This window comes from Pseudomonas sp. FW305-70 (genome assembly GCF_058783925.1).
In genome coordinates, this window is sequence record NZ_JBYSYZ010000004.1 from 163,300 (window position 1) to 176,395 (window position 13,096).

12 protein-coding genes and 1 pseudogene are annotated in these 13,096 nt (G+C 57.1%); 5 read left to right on the plus strand and 8 right to left on the minus strand.

Annotated features, from left to right (window positions below; translation table 11 throughout):
- Positions 1-6: 6 nt before the first annotated feature.
- From AC3WN7_RS04900 to rplM, 7 genes are all read right to left on the minus strand, one after another.
- Positions 7-420, minus strand: a complete 414-nt coding sequence (locus AC3WN7_RS04900; RefSeq protein WP_007972582.1) for a ClpXP protease specificity-enhancing factor — start codon at positions 418-420, stop codon at positions 7-9.
- A 16-nt stretch (positions 421-436) separates the two neighbouring features.
- A complete protein-coding gene (locus AC3WN7_RS04905) occupies positions 437-1,054 on the minus strand; it encodes a glutathione S-transferase N-terminal domain-containing protein (protein WP_007972581.1) in 618 nt (205 codons plus the stop codon).
- A gap of 150 nt (positions 1,055-1,204) precedes the next feature.
- The gene (locus tag AC3WN7_RS04910) at positions 1,205-1,987 is read right to left on the minus strand and encodes a cytochrome c1 (protein ID WP_102673399.1); all 783 of its coding nucleotides are present in this window, start codon (positions 1,985-1,987) and stop codon (positions 1,205-1,207) included.
- The gene (locus AC3WN7_RS04915; RefSeq protein ID WP_095965541.1) at positions 1,987-3,198 is read right to left on the minus strand and encodes a cytochrome b; all 1,212 of its coding nucleotides are present in this window, start codon (positions 3,196-3,198) and stop codon (positions 1,987-1,989) included. The genes AC3WN7_RS04910 and AC3WN7_RS04915 overlap by 1 nt, the downstream gene beginning before the upstream one ends.
- Entirely contained in the window at positions 3,198-3,791 is a 594-nt protein-coding gene (petA, locus tag AC3WN7_RS04920; RefSeq protein ID WP_095965542.1) for a ubiquinol-cytochrome c reductase iron-sulfur subunit, read from the minus strand. The genes AC3WN7_RS04915 and petA overlap by 1 nt, the downstream gene beginning before the upstream one ends.
- Positions 3,792-4,059: 268 nt before the next feature.
- Positions 4,060-4,452: a 30S ribosomal protein S9 gene (gene rpsI, locus AC3WN7_RS04925; protein WP_003228056.1), complete on the minus strand. Its 393-nt coding sequence runs from the start codon at positions 4,450-4,452 to the stop codon at positions 4,060-4,062.
- Between the two features lie 14 nt (positions 4,453-4,466).
- Positions 4,467-4,895: a 50S ribosomal protein L13 gene (rplM, locus tag AC3WN7_RS04930; RefSeq protein WP_007917032.1), complete on the minus strand. Its 429-nt coding sequence runs from the start codon at positions 4,893-4,895 to the stop codon at positions 4,467-4,469.
- A gap of 246 nt (positions 4,896-5,141) precedes the next feature.
- Between rplM and AC3WN7_RS04935 the strand changes: the two genes are divergently transcribed.
- Positions 5,142-6,182 carry an NADP(H)-dependent aldo-keto reductase gene (locus AC3WN7_RS04935; RefSeq protein WP_102673400.1) on the plus strand — a complete coding sequence of 347 codons (1,041 nt, stop codon included), beginning with the start codon at positions 5,142-5,144 and terminating at the stop codon, positions 6,180-6,182.
- Positions 6,183-6,286: 104 nt separating this feature from the next.
- On the opposite strand, the gene AC3WN7_RS04940 is transcribed toward AC3WN7_RS04935, so the two are convergent.
- Positions 6,287-7,423, minus strand: a complete 1,137-nt coding sequence (locus AC3WN7_RS04940; RefSeq protein ID WP_102673401.1) for an acyl-CoA dehydrogenase family protein — start codon at positions 7,421-7,423, stop codon at positions 6,287-6,289.
- Between the two features lie 221 nt (positions 7,424-7,644).
- Here AC3WN7_RS04940 and AC3WN7_RS04945 point away from each other — a divergent pair, with 221 nt between their 5' ends.
- The 4 genes and pseudogenes from AC3WN7_RS04945 (at position 7,645) to AC3WN7_RS04960 (ending at position 13,083) form a co-directional block, all read left to right on the plus strand.
- Positions 7,645-8,565 carry a GlxA family transcriptional regulator gene (locus AC3WN7_RS04945; RefSeq protein WP_172435712.1) on the plus strand — a complete coding sequence of 307 codons (921 nt, stop codon included), beginning with the start codon at positions 7,645-7,647 and terminating at the stop codon, positions 8,563-8,565.
- A gap of 267 nt (positions 8,566-8,832) precedes the next feature.
- Positions 8,833-10,778: pseudogene (locus AC3WN7_RS04950) on the plus strand (flavin monoamine oxidase family protein).
- A 207-nt stretch (positions 10,779-10,985) separates the two neighbouring features.
- A complete protein-coding gene (locus AC3WN7_RS04955) occupies positions 10,986-11,873 on the plus strand; it encodes a nitrilase family protein (RefSeq protein ID WP_102673402.1) in 888 nt (295 codons plus the stop codon).
- 16 nt (positions 11,874-11,889) lie between these two features.
- Positions 11,890-13,083, plus strand: coding sequence for a threonine/serine exporter family protein (locus AC3WN7_RS04960; protein WP_102673403.1), 1,194 nt, complete (start codon positions 11,890-11,892; stop codon positions 13,081-13,083).
- Positions 13,084-13,096: the final 13 nt, after the last annotated feature.

Sequence of the window (13,096 nt, forward strand, 5' to 3'; positions counted from 1 at the left end):
TTTTTATTACTTCACCACCTTCAAACTGGGGCGACCGCTTGGACGCGGTGGCTCGCTGTCTGGTGGCGGAAGGTCGTCATCCGGCTCGATGTCGTCGTCCTCGCCCATCGGCGATTCCAGATCGAACACCATGCCCTGGCCATTCTCCCGGGCGTAGATACCCAGGATCGATGCGATAGGCACGTACAAGGTGTGCGGCACACCACCAAAGCGCCCCTCGAAACTGACCGCCTCGTTATCCATGTGCAAGTGGCGCACGGCTTGTGGCGATACGTTCAGGACGATCTGGCCGTCACTGGCAAAGCCTTGAGGCACCTGCACCGACGGATACTCGGAATTGACCAGCATATGCGGGGTGCAATCGTTGTCCACAATCCACTCATAGAGCGCGCGGACCAGATAAGGTCGACTGGAGTTCATAGCGGCTCCTTAAGCCTTAGCGCATGTCGCGTTCGACACCAGACAGACTCGCCTGGAAAGCCTCACGCGCAAACTGGCGCTCCATATAATCAAGCAGCGGCTTGGCCGGCCGCGGCAGTTCTATACCCAGAATCGGCAATCGCCAGAGTATTGGCAATAGGCAGCAGTCCACCAGGCTTTGTTCCTCGCTGAGGAAAAATGGCTTGTCGGCAAACAGTGGCGACACACCCGTCAGGCTTTCGCGCAACTCTTTGCGAGCCACGGCACGGGCTGCTTCCTTGGTCCGCGAATCCAGAATCAGATCCACCAGACCACACCAGTCGCGCTGAATGCGGTGTATCAGCAGGCGACTGTTGGCACGCGCCACAGGATAAACCGGCAGTAGCGGCGGGTGCGGGTAACGCTCATCCAGATATTCCATCACCACGGTCGACTCCCACAACGCCAGGTCTCGATCGACCAGGGTTGGCAAGCTGCCGTAAGGGTTCACCTCAATCAGTTTAGGTGGCTGGCGCCCAGCTTCCACGTAAATGATCTCGGCGCTGACACCCTTCTCTGCCAGTACGATGCGCACTCGGTGGGAATAGTGGTCGGCGGGGTCGGAGTAACAGGCCAACCGATTGGTCACGCCCATGGCGATCCTCCTCGCTTGTAGAAATTATCGAAAGCGGAAAAACGAGCGCGCCCAGAGGGCGCCTCCCGTAACGACTGGATCACCAGTTTCGCTACCTATTCAGAGGCGCCCTTGGGCGCGCGCGATTAACAGCAATAGCTTGAAGCTTTATCAGTGCACGTCTTTCCAGTATTCGCGCTTGAGCAGGTAAGCGAATACGAAGAAGAACGCCAGGTACAACAATACGTACGTACCGATGCGCTGATGTTGCAGCTTAACCGGGTTAGCCGAGTAAGCCAGGAAGGTTACCAGATTCTTGACCTTCTCATCGAACTGCTCTTCAGTCAGAGCACCGCTTTTCGGCACAATGGTCAGCTGATCGCACGCTTCATGAGTCAACGGCGTGCCGGTCAGCGGATCATATTGCTTCTTGCCGCCTTCGACGATCGGAACCTGTTTGCATCCCACTACCTGGCGACCTTGCAGGCCGGCCAGGACGTTAGGCATGCCCACGTTCGGGAAGACCTTGTTGTTCACGCCCCATGGGCGCGAAGGATCTTCGTAGAACGACTTCAGGTAACCGTAGAGCCAGTCGGTTCCGCGAACACGGGCAACCAGGGTCAGGTCCGGCGGTGCGGCACCAAACCAGGCCTTGGCGTCCGCTGGCTGCATGCCGATGTTCATGTGGTCGCCGATCTTGGCGCCAGTGAACACCAGCTTCTCCAGCATCAACTCATGGGGAATACCCAGGTCGTCGGCAACACGCTCATAGCGCTGGAACTTGGCACTGTGGCAACCCATGCAGTAGTTGGCGAACGTGCGTGCGCCGTCCTGCATGGCTGCCTTATCGGAAACGTCGATGTCGACTTTTTCCAGCTCAGGACCACCGTGTTCGGCTGCGAAAGCGAACACTGGCAGCGCAGCAAGCATCAATACAGCAAATAGTTTTTTCATCAGCCAGTCACCCTTTCCGGAACCGGTTTGGTCTTCTCGAGCCGGGTGTAGAACGGCATCAGAATGAAGTAGGCGAAGTACAGGAAGGTGCATACCTGCGACAGCAACGTACGACCTGGCGTCGGCGCCAGCACGCCCAGAACACCGAGGATCACGAACGAGATGCAGAACACGACAAGCCAGATCTTGCTCAGCCAGCCCTTGTAGCGCATGGACTTGACCGGACTACGGTCGAGCCACGGCAGCACGAACAGCACAGCGATGGCCGCACCCATGGCGATAACACCCAGGAGCTTGTCCGGAACCGCACGCAAGATCGCGTAGTAAGGCGTGAAGTACCAGACCGGCGCAATATGCTCAGGCGTCTTGAACGGGTTGGCCTGTTCGAAGTTCGGCTTCTCGAGGAAGTAGCCGCCCATTTCCGGGAAGAAGAACACGATCGAGCAGAAGATGAACAGGAACACCACCACACCGACGATATCTTTCACGGTGTAGTACGGGTGGAAGGCGATGCCGTCCAGCGGTATGCCGTTTTCGTCCTTGTGCTTCTTGATGTCCACGCCGTCCGGGTTGTTCGAACCGACTTCGTGCAACGCCAGGATGTGCAGCACCACCAGACCGAGGATGACGATCGGCAAGGCAACCACGTGCAGGGCGAAGAAGCGGTTCAGGGTAATGCCGGAAATCAGGTAGTCACCACGAATCCACTGGGTCAGGTCGTTGCCGATGACCGGGATCGCACCGAACAGCGAGATGATCACCTGGGCACCCCAGTAAGACATCTGGCCCCACGGCAGCAGGTAACCCATGAAGGCTTCGGCCATCAGCGCCAGGTAGATCAGCATGCCGAAGACCCACACCAGCTCGCGCGGCTTCTGGTACGAACCGTAGAGCAGGCCACGGAACATGTGCAGATAGACCACGATGAAGAACGCCGAAGCGCCGGTGGAGTGCAGCAGACGCAGGATCGAGCCGTACTCGACGTCACGCATGATGTATTCAACGGAGGCAAACGCCTCTTCCGCCGACGGGGTGTAGCTCATGGTCAGCCAGACACCGGTAACGATCTGGTTGACCAGAACGAGCAATGCCAGGGAACCAAAGAAGTAGAAGAAGTTGAAGTTTTTCGGAGCGTAATACTTGCTGAGATGGTCTTCCCACATCTTGGTCGCGGGAAAGCGCGCATCAACCCAATCCATGAACTTGCTCATCACGCTTTCTCCGTATCGACGCCAATGACAATGATCTCATCGGTCTCATAGGAATGCGGGGGAACTGGCAGGTTCAAAGGCGCAGGTTGCGACTTGTAGACGCGGCCAGCCAGATCGTAGTGGGAACCGTGGCAGGGACAGAAATAACCGCCTACCCAGTCTTTACCCAGATCCGCAGGTGCCACTTCAGGACGGAAGGTCGGCGAGCAACCCAGGTGCGTGCAGATACCGATCAGCAGCAGAACCTCAGGCTTGATCGAACGGGTTTCCGGATCAACGTAAGTCGGTTGTGTCGAGCTCTTGGAGGTCGGGTCAGCGAGCTGGCCCTCGATTTTCTTCAGGTTCCCCAGGATTTCCGGTGTACGGCGGACGATGAACACCGGCTGACCGCGCCACTCAGCAATCATCTGCTGGCCTGGCTCGACTTTGCTGACATTCACTTTCACCGGTGCACCAGCGGCTTTCGCCTTGGCACTGGGAAACCATGACCCCACGAACGGGACCGCAGCCCCCACCGCTCCTGCAGCACCCACCACGGATGTGGCTGCTACCAAGAAGCGACGCCGGCCTGTATTCACGCCGTCATTGCTCATTCAGTCCTCTCCCATCAGCTTTGTGGCCTGTTAAATCAGGCATCTACTAAGTAAAACTATGTACTTATAAAAATTTTGCCGAATGGTAATGAAAAGCCCCAATTCTGACAAGGTAATTACCGGAGCCCACCACCCTCAAGCCTTGGAGTATAGGGCGTCTACGGATGTGGCAAGTTGTCACAGCGCAATTCTTTGATAAAACACAGGCATAAAAAAACGCCCAGTTCCGTGAGGAAACTGGGCGTTCTTTTTTGAACGTGAAAGCGAATTAACGCTTCGAGTACTGCGGACGCTTACGCGCTTTACGCAGACCGACTTTCTTACGTTCAACTTCACGAGCATCGCGGGTTACGAAGCCGGCTTTACGCAGGGCGCTGCGCAGAGTCTCGTCGTAGTCCATCAGAGCGCGGGTGATGCCGTGGCGGATTGCGCCAGCTTGACCACTCACACCACCGCCGATCACGGTGACGTAGATGTCGAACTTCTCGACAGTCTCAGTCAATTCCAGCGGCTGACGAACTACCATGCGGGCAGTTTCGCGGCCGAAGAAATTATCCAGCGAACGGTTGTTGATGGAGATGTTACCAGTACCCGGACGCAGGAAAACGCGTGCGGTTGCGGTCTTGCGACGGCCAGTGCCGTAATTTTGAGTCGCCGACATAATGTACTATTCCGTTAAAACTTCAGTTCTTGGGGCTGCTGAGCAGTATGTGGGTGTGCAGCGCCCGCATAGACTTTCAGCTTACGGTACATGTCGCGACCCAGCGGATTCTTAGGCAGCATGCCTTTGACCGCGGTCTCGATCACGCGCTCAGGGGCCTTGGCGATCAGCTTTTCAAAGTTGATCGACTTGATGCCGCCCGGGAAACCGGAGTGGGAGTAGTACATTTTGTCAGTGGTTTTAGCACCGGTAACACGGATCTGCTCAGCGTTGATTACGACGATGTAGTCGCCGGTGTCAACGTGAGGAGTGTACTCAGGCTTGTGCTTGCCACGCAGACGGCTCGCGATTTCGGTGGCCAGACGACCCAGGGTCTGACCAGCAGCGTCGACGACAAACCAGTCGCGCTTTACTGTTTCCGGTTTAGCAGTAAAAGTTTTCATTCTTTATAGCCTCAGGGGCCGCCCTGTAAATTAGACGGCGGATCTTACTGAATAGTGCGTACTTTGACAAGTCAAAGGCAGCCGGATACAGACGCTTTCGGGGGCTCGGGTCGGCGCGTCCGTTCAACGGCAAGATTCTTCGGCGGCGGCGCATCACTTCCACTGCAGAAAGAGGTGCGCAATTATGCAGATTGCGAAAAATAATTCAACCTGCTTTTATGATTGTTTTGCCCAAGGAGCAGCACGATGGACTATCGCCAGCTAGGCCGAACCAATCTGAACGTGAGTGCCCTCTGCCTCGGAACCATGACCTGGGGTGAGCAAAACAGCGAGGCAGACGCCTTCGCCCAGATTGAACGAGCCAAGAGCGCCGGGATCAACTTCATCGACACCGCCGAAATGTACCCGGTGCCGCCCAAGGCCGAAACCTACGCCACCACCGAACGCTACATCGGCAATTACTTCAAAAGCCGCGGCGACCGCGGCGACTGGATCCTGGCCAGCAAGATCGCCGGCCCCGGCAATACCATCGACTACATCCGCGACAAGAACCTTCGGCACAATCGGCAGCACATCACCGAAGCCGTGGACGCCAGCCTCAAGCGCCTGCAAACCGACTACATCGACCTGTACCAGTTGCACTGGCCGGAGCGCAGCACCAACTTCTTCGGCCAGCTCGGCTACAAGCACAAGATCGAGGCCAACCTGACCCCGCTGGAGGACACCCTTGAAGCGCTTGACGAACAGGTCCGCGCCGGCAAGATCCGCCACATCGGCCTGTCCAACGAAACGCCGTGGGGCACCATGCGCTTCCTGGCCCTGGCCGAAGCCCGTGGCTGGCCGCGCGCCGTTTCGATCCAGAACCCGTACAACCTGCTCAATCGCAGCTTCGAAGTCGGCCTGGCGGAAATCGCCATCCGCGAGCAATGCGGCCTGCTCGCCTATTCACCGCTGGCGTTCGGTTTCCTGTCAGGCAAGTACGAAGGTGGCGCCCGCCCGCCAAAAGGTCGCCTGAGCCTCTACAGCCGCTTCAGCCGCTATTTCAACCCACAGTCGGAAGCAGCCTGCAGCCGGTACGTGGCCCTGGCTCGCGAACACGGTCTGGACCCGGCGCAAATGGCCCTGGCGTTCGTGACGCGGCAGCCGTTCGTGACCAGCAACATCATTGGCGCGACGACGATGGAGCAACTGGACAGCAACATCGCCAGTTTCGACTTGAAGCTGTCGGAAGAAGTGCTGGAGGGGATCGAGGCGATTCACAAGGATCACCCGAATCCGGCACCTTGATTGATCTCTAAACCCATTCGCGGGCAAGCCCGCTCCCACAAGGACTACGCTGTACCTGTGGGAGCGGGCTTGCCCGCGATGGCGTCTGGCCTGCCCAACTCAGATCAAAGCGACCGCGCAATGATCTCCTTCATGATCTCGTTCGTCCCGGCATAGATCCGCTGCACGCGCGCATCCGCCCATGCCCGCGCGATCGGATACTCCCACATGAACCCGTAGCCACCGTGCAACTGCACACACTCGTCGAGCACCTTGCACTGCAGGTCGGTCCCCCAGTACTTGGCCATCGCCGCCGTTGGCACGTCGAGCTTGCCTTGCAGGTGCAGTTCCAGGCAGCGGTCGACGAAGACACGGCCGATCTGGATTTCCGTGGCCATCTCCGCCAGTTTGAACCGGGTGTTCTGGAAATCCGCGATCGACTTGCCGAACGCCTTGCGCTCGCGGGTGTAGTCCAGCGTCCATTGCAGCGCCGCTTCGGCCGATGCAAGCCCGCCAACGGCCACCGTGAGGCGCTCCTGAGGCAATTCCTGCATCAGGTAGGCAAAGCCCATCCCGGCCTGGCCCAGCAGGTTTTCCTTGGGCACACGCACGTCCTGGAAGAACAGCTCCGAGGTGTCCTGGGCTTTCATCCCGACCTTCTCCAGGCGCTTGCCCTTGTCGAAGCCCGGCGTATTGGCTTCCACCAGAAACAGACTGGTGCCCTTCGCGCCGGCCTTCGGATCGGTCTTGGCGACGACGATCACCAGATCGGCCAGGTAGCCGTTGGTGATGAAGGTCTTGGAGCCGTTGATCACATACTCATCGCCATCGAGCACGGCCGTGGTTTTCACGCCCTGCAGATCGGAACCGGCGCCCGGTTCGGTCATGGCGATCGCGGTAACCATCTCGCCGGACACCAGTTTCGGCAGGTACTTCTGCTTCAGCGCCTCACTGCCGTAATGCAGGATGTACGGTGCCACGATGTCCGAGTGCAGGGAAAAACCGATGCCGGTCAGGCCAAGTCGCCCCACTTCTTCGATCACCACCGCGCTGTAGAGAAAGTCCGCCCCCAGACCGCCGTACTCTTCCGGCAGGTGTGAGCAAAGCATCCCCGCCTCCCCTGCCTTGTTCCACAGCTTGCGGTCGATATAGCCTTGTTTTTCCCATTGCCCATGGAAGGGCAGCGCCTCCTTTTCGAGAAACGTCCGCACGCTGTCGCGGAAAAGCTCGTGCTCGGAACTGAACAAGGTTCTGGGGATCATGCGGCACCTTTTCTTTGTTTTTAGAAGGAGTTGACCTTCAGAGACTATGCCTCGCTTCCGATACAGGACACTGGACACATCCGACAAAAAATAAGACGATCCAGCCGTCTGGTGACCACTTCCCCCTATAAAAATAAAGTTGAATTATGTCTAACCAAGCCTCCACGCCCCTGCGGCGCGTCAGCATCCTGGCCATCGACCGGGTTTTCGCTTCCACCCTCATGCAAGCCAAGGATTTCTTCCACCTCGCCAGCCTGCGCTACGGCAAACAGCTGGGCCAGGGCCTGACACCGGCGTTCGAAACCCGCCTGGTCAGCCCCGATGGCAAACCGGTCAACACCTTCAGCGATGTGATGATTCCGGTGGACGGTGGGCTGGAAAACGCCGACATCATCATTCTTCCCGCGTTCTGGGACGATTTCGAAAGCCTCTGCAAACGCTACCCCCAAGTCCTGCCCTGGTTACGCCAACAGCATGCGCGCGGCGCCGTGCTGTGCGGCGAGGCCACCGGTGTGTTCTGGCTGGCCGAAGCCGGGCTGCTCAACGGCAAGGAAGCGACCACCTACTGGCGCTTCTTCAATGCCTTCGCCGAACGTTTCCCACAGGTCCAGCTCAATCAGGACAAACACCTGACCGACGCCGACAACCTGTACTGCGCCGGCGGCACCACCTCGGCGTGCGACCTGTACATTTACCTGATCGAACGCTTCTGTGGCGCCAATGTGTCCCAGGCCGTAGCGCGGGACATCCTGTACGAGGTACAGCGCAGCTACTCGCCGGGACGCATCGGTTTTGGCGGCCAGAAGCTGCACCAGGACGTGATCATCCTGCAGATCCAGCACTGGCTCGAAGAACACTTCGCCGACAAGTTCCGCTTCGAAGACGTCGCCCGCGAACACGGCATGAGCATCCGCAACTTCATGCGCCGCTTCCAGACCGCCACCGGCGACAAGCCACTGCATTACCTGCAACGCCTGCGCATCGAAACCGCCAAGGGCTTGTTGTCCGGCAGCCGCAAGAGCATCAAGACCATCAGCTATGAGGTGGGCTATGACGATGCGAGCTTCTTTGCGCGGCTGTTCCGCCAGCACACGGAGCTGTCGCCGAACCAGTATCGGCAGCAGTTTCAGCAGGCTGCATAAAATCCCGCAAACTTGCTCTGGCTGCATTTCCACGTTCACGTGGGAATGCAGCCAGAGACGCTCTGCGCTCCGCTTTGACATACGATAAAAAAGGTCATGGAGTGCATTCCCACGCTGGGCGCGGAAACGCCAGTGACCTCCATACAGCGTCTTTTCTTACGATAAAAAACGAATATAGAGCATCAACTTATCTCGTCCGACTAATGTACGCAGGCCATCCAGAGCTTCAACATCTTCCCCTTCAAACACCATCAGGGAAGATCAAAGGTGACTATCGGATCAAGCTACAACTACCCTTCATACATCGCCAAAGAGGCCGCCCGAACAAAGCGTTCGGCTAAAAACAAATGGGCAGCTCGCTTTCCCAATCCGCCGGATTTGTGCTTTGACTATCGTGCACTGGTAGAACAGGAAAACGGCATCGCCAGGGCAACTGACCCGCAACATAAAATCTGCATCATCGGCGCCGGCGTCACAGGCCTGACCGCCGCCAGAGAACTTTATCGCTGCGGCTTTACCCATATCACTCTCATCGAACAATCCAGACGCATCGGCGGCAGGCATCTGACCGTTCCCGGTAGCCGAAACTCAGCAACAAGTCATACACCGTTTGAAATGGGTGCCATGCGCATGCCCTTCTTCAACCGGGCGGATGAGCCGCCGACAGAAGGTCGGTCGCTGATGGCTTACTACGCCAATCAATTTGAATTGGCGTTTTCAGACTTCGCCAACCCCGGTAGCCAATGGGTTGGCTCGACAGGCATCTATCTCCGGGAGGGCAGCATGGGCGGCGGATCGGCGCCGCAAATGTTGATATGGAAAAACGAAGACGGCGAAACACCGCCTCCCGGCGATGAATTGCAAAAGGTTTATTCCAAGTGGAAAACCTTTGCCGATCGCATGACCCGCCAGTTGCGGAGCTTTATGCGAGGCAGGAATGGGAAACCACATGGGCTTCTATCGTCGAAAAATACGAGAGTATCTCGTTCCGCGACCTGGTCAGCATGCCAGCACTGGAAGCTTGGGATGGCCGCTCACCCGGAGATTTCGGCGGAATGGGAATGACTGCGCAAGAGTCCGCAATTTTTTACGCGATAGGTATCGGTGACGGTAGCTGGGGAGCTTTTTACGACGTCTGCTGCCTCTACCCTCTGCGTACCGCGATTTTCGGTTTCAGCAGCCAATTGCAACTGATCCATGGTCGAGTGGACTCAAACGGCGATCCACTGGATTCGCCCTACCTGAATAGCGAAGCCGTTTTTGACTCAATGGGGCAGAGTTTCGACAAGCCCCGCTACATCGGCCTCGCCGCGTTGGACGAATGCCTGCTGTTTGTGAAAGCCGACGAAACCGGAAAGTCCGTCTACGAACATTGCCTCGAAAGAAGCAATGGGCTTCTCACCGACTCATCCGTCACAAAACTGGAAAAGCTGACCAATCAAAAAATACGCGTCTATTACAACTGGAAACACAGTCAACCCGAGCAAACCCAGGAGCAATTTGATGACTTTGACTCGGTCATCATGACACTACCCTCCTGGCTGATTGAAACTCGAATCAAGCTCGAAAACTTCACCCGGGAGATGCTGCCTTTCGAGACGATTAACGCCTACAAAACCGCACACTGGGAAACTAGCTGCAAAGTGTTTGCACCGCTGAAGAAATCATTTCTCTCGAAAAACAAAAACATCCCGCAAGCCATCATAACCGACAGTTTTATCCACGATGTCTATACCTACCGCTACAACGACAACTACAGCTATGACTGCATCCTGCTGAGTTATACCTGGGAAGATGACGCAACCAAGCTCGCCTCATTCAGCGATAAGGAATTGGTATCAAAATGCGCCGAAGAGCTGGATCGCATACTCATGAACTCTACCAATATCCAGGAGAAAATTTCTCCCTACATCGGCATTGATCAAGCGGTGGTTCAGCGTTGGGTCACTGATAAAAATGCTCTGGGCTGTGCCAAGCTTTACCGACCGGGCACCTACTACGATGCCGTCGGCCTGATGAAGTACAACCGGGACCTCGCTCATGTATCAGGCTTGTATTTGTCTGGTGAATCATTTTCCGTCGATGCCGGTTGGACGGAGCCATGTTTTCGCGGTGCTGTCGATGCAGTGATTCATATCTGCAACAAAACCGCCGCGACCTTCAATGGCGGATTTACCTTGAGCGACTACCCGCACTACCAACTCAAAACCTGATCACATCCCCGCTCCAGAGCCATGCACGCAATACATGGCTCTACCTCTCGCGCCAGCCACCCACTGCCATCAAACATCACGCTGATCCACTTTAGGACAAGGACTACGACCTAAACGGAAGTAGCTGACTTACACCCCATTCCTGATTCCCCTCTTATACACACGCCATTTAACAGCTTGAAAAACAATAAAAAGAGGAACGACGGAATGTCTGAGCCAACAAGCCCTGCTCGTGTAGCAGTCGTGCAATTCGATCCACAAGTCGGCATCGAGAAATGTGCAGGTAATCTGCGTAGCAGCCTGGAATTGGCGCTTGAAGCGGTAAACGGCGGTGCGAATCTCATCGTTCTGCCCGAGCTTTCCAATACCGGCTATTTCTTCAGCAATCGGCAGGATGCCTTCGCCCATGCCGAAGCGGTTCCCGACGGACCAAGCGTGCGGTGCTGGATCGACTTCGCCCGCGAACACAACGTTTACCTCGTGGCCGGTCTGGCTGAACGCGACGGCATGCGACTCTTCAACACCGGCGTTCTGGTGGGACCAGACGGTTTTATCGGTAAGTACCGCAAAGCCCATTTGTGGAATCTGGAGAAGCTCTGGTTCACCCCCGGCGACCTGGGTTTCCCGGTTTTCGACACACCGATCGGCCGCATCGGGCTGTTGATCTGCTGGGACATCTGGTTCCCGGAAGTGCCACGGATCCTCGCCCTGCAAGGCGCGGACATCATTTGCAGCCTGAACAACTGGGTCTGGACACCGCCGCCGCTGTTCGACGATGCCGGTAAGTGCATGGCGTCTTATCTGACGATGACCGCCGCTCACGTCAACAATGTGTTTATCGCTGCTGCCAGCCGAATCGGCGAGGAGCGCGGCGCGCGCTACCTGGGCTGCTCGTTGATTGCCGGAACCAACGGCTGGCCGATTGGCGCCGTGGCTTCGGCAGACAGGCAGGAAATCCTGTTTGCCGATGTCGACCTGACCAGCTCCCGCAGTGCGCCCATCTGGAACAACCTGAACGATCTGCATCGCGATCGCCGATCCGATCTTTACGATCAGATGCTCGGCTACACCCAACACCCTTGCCTCCCACGTTGATCAGGAGGCCTACCGCATGGAAGTTGCAACCGACAAAAACCAACCATCGCGCAAATCACCGATTGATAAAGCCGTCGTCCTGCTAATAATCGGCGCGACACTGCTGATCGTCTGGCTTTCTTTCAGCAACCGTACTTTCTGGGGAGCGCATTGGCCCGGCTACGGCGACATGGTATCGCTGCTACCCGAACCGAGTGCCTGGTTGCGCTGGGTGTTAGGTGACATCAGCGAGGTGGCTTTCTACAAGCACGAGTTCGCCTCGATCGGTCTGCTGGCGGGCGCATATCTGGCTTACTGGGCGAATCGAACGGGGAAATCCTGGCAAGGATTTGCCATCTCTTATGGAACGGGGCTTTGGCCCTGGCTGGTCACCAGCTCGTTGCTCGGGCTGCTGCTGAGCAATCTGCTATGGGGCTGGACGGTGACAGCCACAACCTGGCAACCCACATTCGTAGCATTCGTCTCGCTGCCAGCAGCGATGGTGTTGATGTTTGGCGGAGGCTGGAAGGTCACGATCAACGGCGCACTCATGGGCGCCGTACTCGTCACACCGATGTGCCTGCTGATCGTCAATTACGTGTGCCAACCGCTGGCCCTGCCTGCGGTAATTGGCAATGTACTGGGCATGGCGGTTGCCAGCGTCCTGGCGTTTCTGTTCTGCCGCTATTGGCCGAATCTGGTGAAATCCAGGCCTTCGCAAACGCCCCCCACCTTGATCGCCACCGCCAAGGCGCCCGACTATGGCGTCATCTGGAGCCTGCGCCGGATTCTGGCGGACTTTTCCGAAGCACCGTTCTTCGGCAATGAGCTGGCCAGCCTTGGCCTGATACTGGGTGCATTGCTGGCGTACAGTTTGAACCCTTCAAGCCCCGCGTACGGATCGGGCCTGTTACTGCACATCATCGGTGCGCAGGCATTGGCCTCGGCCATCGGCCTGCTGATCTGGCGTCGACAATGGATGTTGCGCGGCTGGTATCCCACTTACATCCCGCTGGTTTCAGTGGTGCCCGCGGCGATTCTGGCCTATGGCGGCAGCTGGCAGATTATCGTCTCAAGTGCACTGCTGGGGGCATTGCTCGCACCACCGCTGGCCTGTGTGATTGCCAAAAAATTACCGGCCGACATGCACGCCTACATCGCCAATGTACTGTCGATGGCCATCAGCACACTGCTGATCGTGCCGCTGATCGGCTTTCTGATCGCTGATTAATGTCCCGGCCATT